Below are 14852 nucleotides of genomic sequence, written 5' to 3' on the forward strand. Positions count from 1 at the left end.
ACCCCCCACGCCCCCGGGCCCCCGCTGCACGTCCGGCCGCGAGGCCCTGTCGCCGAAGCAGAGAACTCCGGGGGAGGGACTTCGACGACCGGGCCTAACGGAGCTGCCCCAGCGTGACCTTGACGGTCTTCTCGCTGCTGCCGCGCTGGTAGGTGACGTCCACCGTGTCGCCGGGGGCGTGCTGGACCAGGGCCTCGGACAGCGACTGGAGGGTCGTGATGTCGGCGCCCCCGACATCGGTGATGACGTCCCCGGGCTTGATCCCGGCCTTGTCCGCCGCCCCGCCCCCGGTGACCTCGACGACGCCCACCCCGGCGGGCTGGAAGTTCTCGTCGAGGACGGTGCGCCCGGTGATGCCCAGCGCCGCGCGGCCGGAGTCGACGACCTTGCCGTGCTTGATGATCTGGTCCGCGATGCGGGTGACGGTGGCCGAGGGGATGGCGAAGCCGATGCCCGGCGCGGACGAGTCGCCCATGGTGGGGTTGACCGCGGCGAGCGTCGGGATGCCGATGACCTGACCGGAGAGGTTGACCAGCGCGCCGCCGCTGTTGCCCGGGTTGATGGGCGCCGAGGTCTGCACCAGGTCGGCCAGGGTGGCGCCCGCGCCGCCCCCGTTCCCGGACTCGCTGACCGTGCGGTCGACGGCCGAGACGATGCCCTGCGTGACGCTGCTGTTCAGGCCGAGCGGGCTGCCCATGGCGAGCACGATCTGCCCCACCTGGACGTCGCGTGAGCGCCCGAATGACGCCGCGCGCAGCCCGCTCGGTGGGTCGTCGAGTTCGATGACGGCCAGGTCCTGCTCGGGAAAGGAGGACACCAGCCGGCCCTTGTGCGGGGTGTCGCTGTTGGCGAGGGTGACCTCGAAGGTGTCGGCGCTGCCGACGACGTGGGCGTTGGTGACGATGTGGCCCTTGGTGTCGTAGACGATGCCGGAGCCCAGCGCCTCGGAGGTGTTGATCTGGACGACGGACGGCAGGACCGCCTTGACCACCTGCTGGTAGGCGCGCTCCAGATCGCGGGCGCCGGCCGCCTCTGAGGCGGCGACGGGCGCGGGCGCCGAGGACGCCGCGCTGGGGGACGGGGAGCCCCCCGTGCATCCGGCGGTCACACCCCCGCAGCACGCGACGGCCAGCAGCAGGGCCGCCGCCCGGAGCGCCGCCATCGGCCGCCGTGGGTTCTGCTTCGTATCGCGCATGAGCGAAGTGTCGCGTTCGCGGCACCCCGTCCCCGGTATCCCGCCCCGGTCAGTTCCGTACGCCGCACAGATGCAGCAGTGCCGCGACCGCCCGGTAGGGGTCGGTACGCCCGGCCAGCTCCTCGGCGGCCAGCAGCTCCTCCGGCACGTCCGCGGCGTCGTCGGGCGCCGTGTCGGTGAAGACCCGCACCCCGTACCAGGCGTGCAGCGGCGCGCCGATGGCGCTGAGGGTCGTCGTCAGGTCCGCGCGCCGGTCGGCGCGGGCGGGCAGCCCGAGCCGGTTGGTGTACCTGTCGGTCGTGAAGGCGGCCAGGGCGCCGGACCAGTCGCCCTGCAGCGCGGGCCGCATCGCCAGCGAGTCGGCGTTCCGCACCAGCAGCGACAGCAGTCCGCCGGGGGCCAGCACCCGCGCGAGCCCGGCGACCAAGGCGTCCGGTTCGGGCACGTACATCAGCACACCGTGGCAGAGCACCACGTCGAAACTGCCGGGCCCGAAGTACCGGCCGGTCTCCCGGCCGTCGCCCTCGACGAGGGTGATCCGCTCGCGTATGCCCTCCGGCTCCGCGGCCACCGCCTCGCGCAGCACGGCCGCCATCTCCGGGTCGGCCTCCAGGCCGGTGACCAGGTGACCGGCACGGGCCAGCCGCAGCGCCTGGGTGCCCTGACCGGGGCCGACGTCGAGGATCCTGAGCCGGCGCCCCACGGGGAAGCGCGCGGTGATCTGCTCGTCGAGCTGACGCGCGACCAGCTCCTGCCGCACGGTGTTCCGCAGTCCGCCGAGCCGGTCCAGCCACGAGCCGGCGGCGCCGGCGAAGGCGCCGTTCCCGCTCAGAGCTTGGTGCCGCGCTTGACCTGCGGCTTCGGCAGGCGCAGTCGGCGCATCTGGAGGGTCCGCATGAGGGCGTACGCGACGGCGCCCCTGGTGGGCTTGTCCGGGAAGCGCCTGGCCAGCTCGCGGCGGAGCAGGAACCCGGTGATGGCCGAGTCGACGACGATCAGCACGATCACCACGAGCCACAGCAGCAGCGAGATGTTCTGCAGCGCGGGGTTGCGGAGCATGCTCAGCACGAGGATGACCACGGCCAGCGGCAGGAAGAACTCCGCCACACGGAACCGCGAGTCCACGTAGTCGCGGGCGAACTTGCGCACCGGGCCCTTGTCACGGGCGGGCAGGTACCGCTCGTCGCCGTTCATCAGCGCCTCGCGCTGCTTGGCGAGATCGGCGCGCCGGGCCTCACGGGCCTGCTTGGTGGCAGCCTTGCGGTCGGTGGGCGTATTCACCGCCTTGCGGCGCTGCGTCTGGGCATCGCTGCGCTTGGGGGTGGGGCGACCCTTGGGAGCCTGCGGGTCGCGGGGCTGCCGGTCCTCCACCACAGTGGTGGACGCGGTCTGCTCGGTTTGGGAACGACGTCGGAACACGACTCCAAGGTTACGTGCTCGCCGACGGGACCCCCAGCCCCTCACCTACTCCCTGCGCCTGAGGTCATCGAACTGTGATCGTTCCTAAGGATGAGCGCATCCGCAACAGAACAGTGGGGTAATGGAACCAGGGCCCGTACTGTGGGGTCTGTAGAGGTGTGCTGGCGAGCTGAATGAAGGGGGCGCGCGAGGCCCATGAGCGGTGTCATGAAGCGGATGGGGATGATCTTCCGCGCGAAGGCCAACAAGGCCCTTGACCGGGCCGAGGATCCGCGCGAGACCCTCGACTACTCGTACCAGAAACAGCTGGAGCTGCTGCAGAAGGTGCGGCGCGGTGTCGCGGACGTCGCGACCTCGCGCAAGCGCCTGGAGCTGCAGCTGAACCAGCTGCAGCAGCAGTCCTCGAAGTACGAGGACCAGGGCCGCAAGGCGCTCGCCCTGGGCCGGGAGGACCTGGCCCGCGAGGCGCTGTCGCGTCGTGCCGCCCTCCAGCAGCAGGTCACCGACCTGGAGACGCAGCACCAGACGCTGCAGGGCGAGGAGGAGAAGCTCACCCTCGCCGCCCAGCGTCTGCAGGCCAAGGTGGACGCCTTCCGCACCAAGAAGGAGACCATCAAGGCCACCTACAGCGCGGCCAGGGCCCAGACGCAGATCGGCGAGGCCTTCTCCGGCATCTCCGAGGAGATGGGCGACGTCGGCCTGGCGATCCAGCGGGCCGAGGACAAGACCGAGCAGCTGCGCGCCCGGGCCGGCGCCCTGGACGAGCTGCTTGCCTCCGGCGCCCTCGACGACCCGACCGGCATCGCCAAGGACGACATCCAGGCGGAGCTCGACCGCCTGTCCGGCGGCAGCGACGTCGAGCTGGAGCTGCAGCGCATGAAGGCCGAGCTGGCCGGCGGCTCGCCGCAGCAGGCCATCGAGGGCGGACAGCAGCAGGGCCAGGCCCAGCCCCAGACCCAGGACCAGCCCCGGTTCGACAAGAGTTGAGACACCCCTGAGGAGGGCGTCGTGATCGTACGGATCATGGGCGAGGGCCAGGTGACGGTGGAGGAGAGCCACCTCGCCGAACTCAACAAGCTCGACGACGAGCTCCTGGCGGAGATGGAGAGCGGTGACGAGGCCGGGTTCCGGCGCACGCTCACCGCGCTCCTCGACGCCGTCCGGCGGCTCGGCACACCGCTGCCGGACGACTCCCTGGAGCCGTCCGAGCTGATCCTGCCGACCCCGGACGCCACCTTGGAGGAGGTCCGGGACATGCTCAAGGAGGGGCTTTCCTCCCGGACGGAGTCCGGGGGAGGACTGATCCCCGGCTGACACCCAGCCGACCAGCGCACTCGCCACGTGCCCCGGCCCGGTACCGCACCGGGCCGGGGCACGGTCGTCCGTGGGGGCCCGTACCGTTGATGAGCGTGCAGCATCGATCAATGAGGGACCGGGCCCGGCTGTGGCCGCAGGCCCACCCCATCGCCCTTGACGCCGGGCTGGCGCTCGCCGTCCTCGCGGTGATCCTCGGCAACATGTTCATCGGGCCGCACACCGAGCGGTACGACGCCTCGGTCCCCGACATCCTGCTGGCCGTCCTCGGCTCCGCCGCGCTGCTGCTACGCCGGCGCCGGCCGCTGGGCGTCCTGGCCTTCACCGGCGCGGTCACCGTGGTCTACGTGCTCACCGCGACCGGGGAGGGCCGCGCCCCGGTGGCCGCCACCGTCGTCGTCGCGCTCTTCTCCGCCTCCACGCGCACCGACCGCACCACCACCTTCCGGCTGGGCCTGGCCACCTGCCTGCTGCTGCCCGCGATCGCCATGCTCTTCGGGGCCCGGCCCTGGTACTCCGCCGAGAACATCGCCCTGTTCGCGTGGAGCGGCATGGCGGCCGCCGCCGGTGAGGCCACCCGCAACCGCCGCGCCTACGTCGCCGCCGTCGAGGAGCGGGCCGAGCGGGCCGAGCGCACCCGGGAGGAGGAGGCCAAGCGCCGCGTCGCCGAGGAGCGGATGCGCATCGCGCGGGAGCTGCACGACGTGGTCGCCCACCACATCGCCCTGGTCAACGTGCAGGCAGGCGTCGCCGCCCACGTCATGGACAGCCGCCCCGACCAGGCGAAGCAAGCCCTGGCGCACGTCCGGGAGGCGAGCCGTTCCGCGCTGGACGAGCTCCGTGCGACCGTCGGCCTTCTGCGGCAGTCCGGGGACCCCGCCGCCCCCATGGAACCGGCGCCCGGCCTCGGTGTGCTGGACCAGCTCGTCGACGGCTTCCGACGGGCCGGGCTGCCGGTGGAGGTCGTCGAGGAGGACACCGGCACGCTTCCCGCGAGCGTCGACCTCACCGCGTACCGGGTCATCCAGGAGTCGCTCACCAACGTCCACAAGCACGCCGGCCCGGGCGCGCGGGCGCGGATCGGCATCGCGCGCGGCGACGCGGCGCTGGAGGTCACCGTGACCGACCGCGGCGGCAGTCCGCAGCCCCCAGGCACCGCGGGCGGCGGCCACGGCCTGATCGGCATGCGCGAGCGGGTCGCGGCCCTCGGCGGCACCTGCGAGGCCGGTCCCTGCGCCCAGGGCGGCTTCCGCGTCCACGCACGCCTGCCGCTGACGGTGCCGGGCCGGCCGGCCGCCCCGCGGGGGGATGGGAGAATCCCGGCATGATCAGGGTGCTGCTCGCGGACGACCAGGCGCTGCTGCGCGGCGCGTTCCGGGTCCTCGTGGAGTCCGAGCCGGACATGGAGGTCGTGGGGGAGGCCTCGGACGGCGCCGAGGCCGTCGCGCTCGCCCGCGACACCGGGGCGGACGTCGTCCTGATGGACATCCGCATGCCCGGCGCGGACGGCCTCGCCGCCACCCGCGAGATCACCTCGGCCGAGGACCTGACCGGCGTGTCGGTCCTCGTCCTGACGACCTTCGAGGCCGACGAGTACGTCGCGCAGGCGATCCGCGCCGGCGCTGCGGGATTCCTCGGCAAGGGCGCCGAGCCGGAGGAGCTGCTCGCCGCGATCCGCACCGTCGCCGCGGGCGACGCGCTGCTGTCCCCGTCGGCGACCAAGAGCCTGATCGCGCAGTTCCTGGCGCAGGGCGGCGGCCGGCGCCCGCTGCCCTCGGAGGGCGGACCGGCCGCCCCGGACCTGGACGCCCTGACGGCACGCGAACGCGAGGTGCTGGTCGAGGTGGCGCTGGGGCTGCCGAACGACGAGATCGCCGAGCGCCTCGGGGTGAGCCCGCTCACCGTCAAGACGCACGTGAACCGCACCATGGCCAAACTCGGCGCCCGCGACCGCGCGCAGCTGGTCGTCGCCGCGTACGAGTCGGGTCTGGTGCGCCCCGCCCCGCGCTGACTACGACCGGCACGTACCGCATCCGCAGTACGCCCCCGCGAGCGATCACGACCTCGGGCTGAGGAAACCACCCTCCACGACAGGAGAAAGTGGCGTGGGCTGACAAAAGTCCGCAACCCGAGACCATCCGAGCACTGCGAGCACAGAGAAGAGACCGCACCACGATGTCCTGGCTGTCCCGATTCAGCCTTGCCCAGCGCAGTCTGGTGGCGCTGATGGCGGTGGTCGCCATCGGCTTCGGCGCCATCGCGATACCGTCCCTCAAGCAGCAGCTGCTGCCCTCCATCGACCTGCCCATGGTGTCGGTGATCACGACCTACCCGGGCGCGTCCCCCGACGTCGTCGAGAAGCAGGTCGTCGAGCCGATCGAGAACGGCGTCAAGGGCGTCGACGGCATCACCGGCATCACGTCCACGGCCAGCGAGGGCGCTGCCGTGATCATGGCCCGGTTCGACTACGGCGCCGACAGCGACAAGCTGGTGGCCAACGTCCAGCAGGCCGTGAACCGGGTCTCCTCGCGCCTGCCGGAGGACGCCGACCCGCAGGTCGTGGCCGGCTCGACGGACGACATCCCGACCGTCGTCCTCGCCGCCACCTCCACCGGCATGGACCAGCAGGCCCTCGCCGACGCGCTCGACCGCTCGGTCGTCCCGGTGCTGCAGGACATCGACGGCGTCGGCCAGGTGACCGTCACCGGCGTCCAGGACCGGATCGTCACCGTCACCCCCGACGACAAGAAGCTCGCCGCCCGGGGGCTCGGCGCCGCCGCCCTCGTGCAGGCGCTGCAGGCCGGTGGCCACGCCGTCCCGGCCGGCTCCTTCGACGACAGCGGCAAGAGCCGCACCGTCCAGGTCGGCGGCGAGTACGCCTCGGTGCGGGAGATCCAGGACCTGCGGATCCCCGCGGCCCCGAAGCCCGTGCGCCTCGGTGACGTCGCCACCGTCGCGGAGCGCCCCGACGCCGCGGCCTCCATCACCCGGACCGACGGCGAGCCCAGCCTCGGCGTCGCCCTCACCATGGACCAGGACGGCAGCGCCGTCGCGATCTCCTCGGCCGTCAAGGACAAGCTGGCCGGCCTCGAGCGCGACCTCGGCAAGGGTGCCGAGCTCACCGTCGTCAGCGACCAGGGCCCCGCGGTCTCCAAGTCCATCGACGGACTGACCACCGAGGGACTGCTCGGCCTGCTCTTCGCGGTCGTGATCATCCTGGTCTTCCTGGCGTCGCTGCGCTCGACGCTGGTGACCGCGGTCTCCATCCCGCTCTCCGTCGTGCTGACCCTGATCGTGCTGTGGACCCGCGGCCTGTCGCTCAACATGCTCACCCTGGGCGCGCTGACCATCGCCATCGGCCGGGTCGTCGACGACTCGATCGTGGTGCTGGAGAACATCAAGCGGCACCTGGCCTACGGCGAGGAGAAGCAGGCCGCGATCATCACCGCCGTGCGCGAGGTGGCCGGCGCGGTCACCGCCTCGACGCTCACCACGGTCGCCGTCTTCGTGCCGATCGGCCTGGTCGGCGGCATGGTGGGCGCCCTGTTCGGCTCCTTCTCGCTGACCGTCGCCGCGGCGCTGCTGGCCTCGCTGCTGGTGTCGCTGACGGTCGTCCCGGTGCTCTCCTTCTGGTTCCTCAAGCCCCCGGCCGACGCGGGCACCGTGGACCCGGACGAGATCCGCCGCAGGGCCGAGGAGCAGGAGTCCCGCAGTCTCCTGCAGCGGCTGTACGTGCCGGTGCTGCGTTTCGCCACCCGGCGCCGTGTCACCAGCATCGTGATCGCGGTCGCGGTCCTGGTGGGAACCTTCGGCCTCGCCCCGATGCTCAAGACCAACTTCTTCGACCAGGGCGATCAGGACACCCTGACCGTGAAGCAGCAGCTCCCGCCGGGCACCAGCCTGACGGCCTCCGACGCGGCGGCCCGCAAGGTCGAGAAGCTCCTCGAGGGCATCGACCAGGTCCAGGACTACCAGGTCACCGTCGGCTCCTCCGGCTTCCTGGCGGCCTTCGGCGGCGGTACCGGCGCCAACCAGGCCAGCTTCCAGGTGAAGCTGAAGAACTCCGACGACAGCGCCGACGTCGTCGGCGAGATCCGGGCGGGCCTGAAGACACTCGACGGCGCCGGCACGACCTCGGTCTCCGCCGGCGACGGCTTCGGCAACCAGAACCTGTCGGTCGTGGTCAAGGCCGCGGACGCCGGCACCCTGGCCAAGGCCAGCGCCCAGGTCCGCGACGCCGTCGCCGGACTGGACGACGTCACCGACGTCACCAGCGACCTCGCGCAGAGCGTGCCCCGCATCGAGGTCCACGCCAAGCAGGCCGAGGCCGCCAGGTACGGTCTGAGCGACGCCGCCATCGGTGCCGCCGTCACCCAGGCCGTGCGCGGTACGACCGTGGGCACCGCGGTGCTGGACGACACCGAGCGCGACGTGCGCGTGGTCTCCGAGCAGCGGGCCGGGACGGTCGACGAGCTCAAGGCGCTCTCCATCCCCACCCCCGCGGGACCGGTGAAGCTCGGCAAGGTCGCCGAGGTCGTCGAGGCCCCCGGCCCGGTGCAGAAGACCCGGATCGACGGCGCCCGCGCCGCGACGATCACGGCCAAACCGACCGGTGACAACACCGGCGCGGTGAGCGCGGCGCTGCAGGCGAAGATCAAGTCGCTCGACCTGCCCGAGGGCGCCACCGCCGAGATCGGCGGTGTCTCCTCCGACCAGGACGACGCCTTCCTCGGGCTCGCACTCGCGATGCTCGCCGCGATCGCCATCGTCTTCATGCTGCTGGTCGGCACCTTCCGCAGCCTGATCCAGCCGCTGGTGCTGCTGGTGTCCATCCCGTTCGCGGCGACCGGCGCGATCGGCCTGCTGCTGGTCACCGGCACCCCGATGGGCGTACCGGCCCTGATCGGCATGCTGATGCTCATCGGCATCGTCGTGACCAACGCGATCGTGCTGATGGACCTCGTCAACCAGTACCGCGCCCAGGGGTACGGCGTCGTGGAGGCCGTCATCGAGGGTGGCCGGCACCGTCTGCGGCCGATCCTGATGACCGCGCTGGCGACCATCTTCGCCCTGCTCCCGATGGCCCTCGGGGTGACCGGCGAGGGCGGCTTCATCGCCCAGCCGCTCGCCGTGGTCGTCATCGGCGGTCTGCTCACCTCGACGCTGCTGACCCTGCTGCTGGTCCCGACCCTCTACACGATGGTCGAGATCCGCAAGGAGCGCCGCGCCAAGCGCAAGGCGCTCAAGCGGGCGGCCAAGGCCGACGGCCCGGGCGACGCGGAGCCGCGGAAGGAGTCCGAGCTGGCCGGGGTCTGAGACCCGGCGCGGTACAACCCGCCGCAGGGTCCGGGGCGTCGTGAACGCCCCGGACCCTGCCGCGTCTATGCGAAGAACCCCGAGGGGATGTACGGCTCCGGCGGACGCATTCCGCGCAGGCAGACCCAGCCGGACGTGCCGAGCTCCAGCCCGGCGGTCAACCCCACGTCCACCGCCCACTGCTGCTGGGCCGTCAGGTTGGGGACCTGCGCGGTAACGCCCTCGGGCAGGCTCAGCAGCGCGGCGGTGAGCAGCCGGGACGCCAGTCGCCGCGAGGTCGCCGCGAGCAGCCGTACGTTCCCGTATCGATCGATGTAGCAGTAGCCGCTGCCGGCGAGGTCGTCCACGACCAACAGGGGGCACTCGGTGAGGAGTTGGTCGTGGTCGGGGCCGTGGGCGCCGCCCCGGGTGCGCCGGTCGACGGAGTCCATCAGGTCGCGGTGCTTGGCCGAGCCCTCGTGCACCGCGCCGTCCGGCGCCGGCAGATCGCCCTTGCGGACGAGCCCTTCCAGGCGCATCGCGGGGTGCAGCGCGAAGCCCGCCCGGCGGTAGGTCGCCGCCGCCCGCGGGTCGGGGGAACTGCAGATGATGCCGCGCAGGCAGCCGCGCCCGTACGCGAGGGCGGCGGCGAGCAGTTCACGCCCGACCCCCTGCCGCTGCGCGGAGGGCAGCACGGCAAGGAGCGACAGCCCCCAGGTCCCCTCGCGGCGGGTCGACAGGGCGACCCCGAGCGGCATGCCGGAGGTCTCGTCGACGGCCAGCCAGCAGCCACCGGGGTCGGTGCGCGCCACGTACCGGTTGCGCCGGCGCAGCATGGCGGCCAGTTCGGGAGGCATCTCCTCGGGCGGGCCGCCGCCGGGCAGGGCGTCGGCGGCGCCGAACGCGGCGGCGGCCACGACCGCCACCGCGTCGGCGTCCTCGTCGGTGTCGCGTAACGGGCGCAGGATCATGCGCCCATCCTGCCCCTACGGCAGGGCGAGCATCCGCTCCAGCGCCAGCTTCGCGAAGTGCTCGGTCTCCCGGTCGACCTGGATGCGGTTGACGACCTTGCCGTCGGCCAGCGACTCCAGTGCCCACACCAGGTGCGGCAGGTCGATGCGGTTCATGGTCGAGCAGAAGCAGACGGTCTTGTCGAGGAAGACGATCTGCTTGTCGGGGTGCGCCTTGGCCAGCCGGCGCACCAGGTTGAGCTCGGTGCCGATCGCCCAGGACGAGCCGGCCGGGGCCGCCTCCAGGGCCTTGATGATGTACTCGGTCGAACCGACGTGGTCGGCGGCGGCGACGACCTCGTGCTTGCACTCGGGGTGCACCAGGACGTTGACGCCGGGGATGCGGGCCCGCACGTCCTCGACCGAGTCCAGTGAGAAGCGCCCGTGCACCGAGCAGTGGCCGCGCCACAGGATCATCTTCGCGTCGCGCAGCTGCTCGGCGGTGACCCCACCGTTCGGCTTGTGCGGGTTGTAGACGACGCAGTCCTCCAGCGAGAAGCCCATCTCGCGGACCGCGGTGTTGCGGCCGAGGTGCTGGTCGGGGAGGAAGAGCACCTTCTCGCCCTGCTGGAACGCCCACTCCAGCGCCCGCTTGGCGTTGCTGGAGGTGCAGATGGTGCCGCCGTGCCGGCCGGTGAAGGCCTTGATGTCGGCGGAGGAGTTCATGTACGAGACGGGCACGGTGACGTCGGCGACCCCGGCCTCGGTGAGCACATCCCAGCACTCGGCGACCTGTTCGGCGGTGGCCATGTCGGCCATGGAGCAGCCGGCCGCCAGGTCGGGGAGGATCACCTGCTGGGCGTCGGAGGTCAGGATGTCCGCGGACTCGGCCATGAAGTGCACACCGCAGAAGACGATGTACTCCGCCTCGGGGCGGGCGGCCGCGTCGCGGGCCAGCTTGAAGGAGTCGCCGGTCACGTCGGCGAACTGGATGACCTCGTCGCGCTGGTAGTGGTGGCCCAGGACGAAGACCTTCTCGCCGAGCTTGGCCTTGGCGGCGCGGGCGCGCTCCACCAGATCCGGGTCCGAGGGGGCAGGCAGGTCGCCGGGACAGTCGACGCCGCGTTCGCTGCGCGGGTCGGACTCGCGGCCCAGGAGGAGCAGGGCGAGCGGGGTCGGCTGGACGTCCAGCGGTTCGGATGTGGTGGTCACGGGCCCGAAGCCCTTTCTCTGCGGAACTGCGGCTCAAACCTTTTCGTCTATATGACGCTATCTATCATAACCCGTTCGCGTCAGAATGACGATGGCCCTCGCGTCAGTGTGACGCATTACCCGTACCGGGCCCGGTGTGCGAGCATGGATGGCGCGAAGACGCATCGGACCCGGAGGAATGAATCCGGGAAGCCACCGGTTCACCGTTGTGGCAGCATCCGTACAACCCGGGAGTGGATCAGATGACGGTTCAGGACGAGACCAGCCAGAGCGAGGGCATCATCCTGTCCGACGCGGCGGCCTCCAAGGTCAAGAGCCTGCTCGAGCAGGAGGGCCGCGACGACCTCGCGCTGCGCGTCGCCGTCCAGCCGGGCGGTTGCTCCGGCCTGCGCTACCAGCTGTTCTTCGACGAGCGTTCGCTCGACGGCGACGTCGTGAAGGACTTCGGCGGCGTGAAGGTGGTCACCGACCGCATGAGCGCCCCGTACCTCGGCGGCGCCTCCATCGACTTCGTCGACACGATCGAGAAGCAGGGCTTCACGATCGACAACCCGAACGCCACCGGCTCCTGCGCCTGCGGCGACTCGTTCCACTGAGCCCCGCGCGAAGGCGGCGGACACCCGGGGTGCCCGCCGCCTTCGGCATGTCCTGAGGCTCCCTCCCGGGCGGCCCGGCCTACTTCCGCGGCACCGTGCTGCCGTCGAAGAGGTCGACGACCTCGCGGTCGCCGAGCGGCGCGTCGAGCCGCACCGTGCGCGAGAACCGTTCGGCGATCATGATGCAGGCCTTACCCGGATCCTTCCGTACCCCCGTGACCTTGACCTTCACCACCGCGCCGGACTCGTCGGCCGAGGCCGTGTAGTCGCTGCACACCCCGCCCCAGAAGCGCAGGGTCAGCTCCGTGCCCTCGGCGCGGTACGACTCGACCTTCGCCGCGGAGGCGCCCGGCGCCGCCGTCCCCGAGGGTGCGGGGGAGGCCGTACCGCCCCGCAGGTACGCCGGGTCCACCGCCGGCTGGGCCAGCACCGAGGGGCGCCGCACGCCCTCCTGCGCCACCTCGAAGAGCCAGGACGGCACCAGCGTCTGCCGCCCGGCCACGAACTGCGCCGACAACCCGAACTCGGCCTTCCGCACCTCCATCGGCCGGTGCGCGTTCGGCACACAGGGAAGCACCTGCGGCAGCGTCGGGTCGTCGCCAGGGCCGCGGGACGGCTTCGGTACCACGGTGGGGCAGTCGCCGATCCCCAGGTCACCGCCCGGACCGGGGCGCTCCAGCAGCTTGAGCGCCGCCTTCGCCGATACCACCGGATAGGTGTCGCCCCTGGTCAGCGGCGCCATCATGCCGTACCCGGTGACCAGCAGCCCGTCGGAGGCGACCCGCACCGCCGACCGCCAGCCGTGCGTGGGCAGCCCCGCCACCCGCGGGTCGGCGGTGACCGTGCGCAGCACCCCGGAGACCTCGCTCGCGTCCGTGCGCGCCTCCTTCAGCCCCAGCGCCGCGAGGACCGGCGCCGCCTTGCGCAGCGCCTCCGCCTCCGGGATCGCGAGCTCGTCCCGGGCCGGGGCGCGGCCCTTGTGCGGCGCGGCGCCGTAATACGAGTACGCCCAGGTGCCCGGCGCGTCCTTGTTCACCCGGAGCACGGGACCGCCGCCGTCCGGCGTACCGCCGGCCTTCCAGACGCCGTGGTCGGACTTCACCGTGCCGGGCACTGACAGGGCGCGGGCGAGCCGTTCCACGGCGGCGCGCGGCACACCGCCGGGCCGCTGTACCGCCGCGGAGGGGGGACCGTCCGGCAGGTCGCCCCGGACGGTGAACTCGGCGCCGGTACCGCGGGTGGCACCGTCCAGTTCGAGCGGCTCGGGTGAACCGTCCCCACTGCCGCCCGAGGCGTGCGGCACACCGCCCTCGGCGTTCGACGAGGCCCAGTAGGCGCCGCCGCCCCCGGCGGCCAGCACGGCGACGGCGACCGCCGACATCACCCACGGTGACCGGTGCGGGCGGCGCGGTCGCGTCGGCTCGCTCTCCACGATGGCTCCTTCGGCTCCGCACAGCCGCGCACAGCTGTTGACGTCCCGGTCCTTCGACCGGGGGACGCCACTTGGACGGGCCGGAGCGCCTCGCGGTTCCGGTCAGTCGGCGTACTCGGCCATGCCCTCGACGACGTGCGACGACGCGGCCGGCACCGTGATCCCGTGCAGGCTCGCGGGGCTGACCCGCGCGGCGGACTTGGTCTCCACGTGGGCCTCCCAGTGCGCGGCCATCTTGCGGCAGTCGCCGATGAGCTCGGCGAGCGACTCGGGGTCGCCGAGGGGCGCGGCGGGAAGAGGAGTGGTCATAGACACGACCATAGGCACGTGGGGTCACGGGAGAAAGCCCTACTATCGGGTAGTTTCACCATGTCGGCGCCCACCGGTCCAGCCGGTAGCGTGGACAGGGTCCCGTCCGCCGCCCGCCTCCGCAGGAGCATCCCAGCCGTGCGTATCGCAGTCACCGGCTCCATCGCCACCGACCACCTGATGACCTTCCCCGGCCGATTCGCCGACCAACTGGTCGCCGACCAGCTGCACACGGTCTCCCTCTCCTTCCTGGTCGACACGCTCGACGTACGCCGCGGTGGCGTCGGCGCGAACATCTGCTTCGGGATGGGCCAACTGGGTGTCCGGCCGATCCTCGTCGGCGCCGCGGGCTCCGACTTCGACGAGTACCGTGCCTGGCTCGACCGGCACGGCGTCGACACCGCCTCCGTGCGGATCTCCGAGGTCCTGCACACCGCGCGCTTCGTCTGCACCACGGACGCCGACCACAACCAGATCGGCTCCTTCTACACCGGCGCCATGAGCGAGGCCCGCCTCATCGAGCTGCACTCGGTCGCCGCCCGTGTCGGAGGCCTCGACCTCGTGCTCATCGGCGCCGACGACCCCGAGGCGATGCTCCGCCACACCGAGGAGTGCCGATCCCGGGGCATCTCGTGGGCGGCGGACTTCTCGCAGCAGATCGCCCGCATGAACGGCGACGAGATCCGGATACTGCTGGACGGCGCGGCCTACCTCTTCTCCAACGAGTACGAGAAGGGCCTGATCGAGTCCAAGACCGGCTGGACGGACGCGGAGATCCTCGGCCGGGTCGGCACCCGCGTCACCACGCTTGGCTCGCGCGGCGTCCGGATCGAGCGGGCCGGCGCGGAGCCGATCGTCGTGGGCTGCCCGGAGGAGGATGCCAAGGTCGACCCCACCGGCGTCGGCGACGCCTTCCGCGCGGGCTTCCTGTCCGGCCTCGCCTGGGGCGTCGACGTGGAGCGGGCGGCGCAGGTCGGCTGCATGCTGGCGACGCTGGTGATCGAGACCCTCGGCACGCAGGAGTACCAGCTGCGGCGCGCCCACTTCATGGACCGCTTCACCAAGGCCTACGGCGACGACGCCGCCGAGGAAGTCCGCACCCACCTGCGCTGACGTCCTGGAGGAGGCCG

14 protein-coding genes are annotated in these 14852 nt (G+C 72.2%); 7 read left to right on the forward strand and 7 right to left on the reverse strand.

Annotated elements, in window-relative coordinates; translation table 11 throughout:
- Positions 1-94: 94 nt before the first annotated feature.
- From AC3EUJ_RS35870 to AC3EUJ_RS35880, 3 genes are all read right to left on the reverse strand, one after another.
- The gene (locus tag AC3EUJ_RS35870; RefSeq protein ID WP_431968995.1) at positions 95-1195 is read right to left on the reverse strand and encodes a S1C family serine protease; all 1101 of its coding nucleotides are present in this window, start codon (positions 1193-1195) and stop codon (positions 95-97) included.
- Positions 1196-1244: 49 nt separating this feature from the next.
- The gene (locus AC3EUJ_RS35875) at positions 1245-1955 is read right to left on the reverse strand and encodes a class I SAM-dependent methyltransferase (RefSeq protein ID WP_431968997.1); all 711 of its coding nucleotides are present in this window, start codon (positions 1953-1955) and stop codon (positions 1245-1247) included.
- A 68-nt stretch (positions 1956-2023) separates the two neighbouring features.
- Entirely contained in the window at positions 2024-2659 is a 636-nt protein-coding gene (locus AC3EUJ_RS35880; RefSeq protein WP_431968999.1) for a DUF3043 domain-containing protein, read from the reverse strand.
- A gap of 150 nt (positions 2660-2809) precedes the next feature.
- Between AC3EUJ_RS35880 and AC3EUJ_RS35885 the strand changes: the two genes are divergently transcribed.
- The 5 genes from AC3EUJ_RS35885 to AC3EUJ_RS35905 all read left to right on the forward strand — a co-directional run bounded on the left by AC3EUJ_RS35885 (position 2810) and on the right by AC3EUJ_RS35905 (position 9244).
- A complete protein-coding gene (locus tag AC3EUJ_RS35885; protein WP_431969001.1) occupies positions 2810-3601 on the forward strand; it encodes a PspA/IM30 family protein in 792 nt (263 codons plus the stop codon).
- 21 nt (positions 3602-3622) lie between these two features.
- On the forward strand, positions 3623-3928 hold the full coding sequence (pspAA, locus tag AC3EUJ_RS35890) for a PspA-associated protein PspAA (protein ID WP_431969003.1): 306 nt from the start codon (positions 3623-3625) through the stop codon (positions 3926-3928).
- A gap of 110 nt (positions 3929-4038) precedes the next feature.
- Positions 4039-5256 carry a sensor histidine kinase gene (locus tag AC3EUJ_RS35895; protein WP_431969005.1) on the forward strand — a complete coding sequence of 406 codons (1218 nt, stop codon included), beginning with the start codon at positions 4039-4041 and terminating at the stop codon, positions 5254-5256.
- A complete protein-coding gene (locus AC3EUJ_RS35900) occupies positions 5253-5939 on the forward strand; it encodes a response regulator (RefSeq protein ID WP_431969007.1) in 687 nt (228 codons plus the stop codon). The genes AC3EUJ_RS35895 and AC3EUJ_RS35900 overlap by 4 nt, the downstream gene beginning before the upstream one ends.
- A 164-nt stretch (positions 5940-6103) precedes the next feature.
- Positions 6104-9244 (forward strand): efflux RND transporter permease subunit, encoded by a 3141-nt coding sequence (locus AC3EUJ_RS35905; RefSeq protein ID WP_431969009.1) that lies wholly within the window; start codon positions 6104-6106, stop codon positions 9242-9244.
- 65 nt (positions 9245-9309) lie between these two features.
- Here the strand turns inward: AC3EUJ_RS35905 and AC3EUJ_RS35910 are convergent, their stop codons facing one another.
- Together AC3EUJ_RS35910 and nadA are read right to left on the reverse strand one after the other, a co-directional pair.
- Positions 9310-10194: a GNAT family N-acetyltransferase gene (locus AC3EUJ_RS35910; protein WP_431969011.1), complete on the reverse strand. Its 885-nt coding sequence runs from the start codon at positions 10192-10194 to the stop codon at positions 9310-9312.
- Between the two features lie 15 nt (positions 10195-10209).
- Positions 10210-11385 carry a quinolinate synthase NadA gene (gene nadA / locus AC3EUJ_RS35915; RefSeq protein WP_431969013.1) on the reverse strand — a complete coding sequence of 392 codons (1176 nt, stop codon included), beginning with the start codon at positions 11383-11385 and terminating at the stop codon, positions 10210-10212.
- A gap of 242 nt (positions 11386-11627) precedes the next feature.
- On the opposite strand from nadA, the gene AC3EUJ_RS35920 reads away from it, so the two are divergent.
- Positions 11628-11981: a HesB/IscA family protein gene (locus AC3EUJ_RS35920; RefSeq protein ID WP_431946412.1), complete on the forward strand. Its 354-nt coding sequence runs from the start codon at positions 11628-11630 to the stop codon at positions 11979-11981.
- Positions 11982-12060: 79 nt separating this feature from the next.
- Here the strand turns inward: AC3EUJ_RS35920 and AC3EUJ_RS35925 are convergent, their stop codons facing one another.
- Both AC3EUJ_RS35925 and AC3EUJ_RS35930 read right to left on the reverse strand, forming a co-directional pair.
- Complete coding sequence (locus AC3EUJ_RS35925; protein WP_431969015.1) at positions 12061-13413, reverse strand: hypothetical protein; 1353 nt, start codon at positions 13411-13413, stop codon at positions 12061-12063.
- 102 nt (positions 13414-13515) lie between these two features.
- A complete protein-coding gene (locus tag AC3EUJ_RS35930; RefSeq protein ID WP_431969017.1) occupies positions 13516-13722 on the reverse strand; it encodes a hypothetical protein in 207 nt (68 codons plus the stop codon).
- Between the two features lie 138 nt (positions 13723-13860).
- Here AC3EUJ_RS35930 and AC3EUJ_RS35935 point away from each other — a divergent pair, with 138 nt between their 5' ends.
- Entirely contained in the window at positions 13861-14835 is a 975-nt protein-coding gene (locus tag AC3EUJ_RS35935; protein ID WP_431969019.1) for a carbohydrate kinase family protein, read from the forward strand.
- Positions 14836-14852: the final 17 nt, after the last annotated feature.

It is taken from the genome of Actinacidiphila sp. bgisy160 (assembly GCF_057707815.1).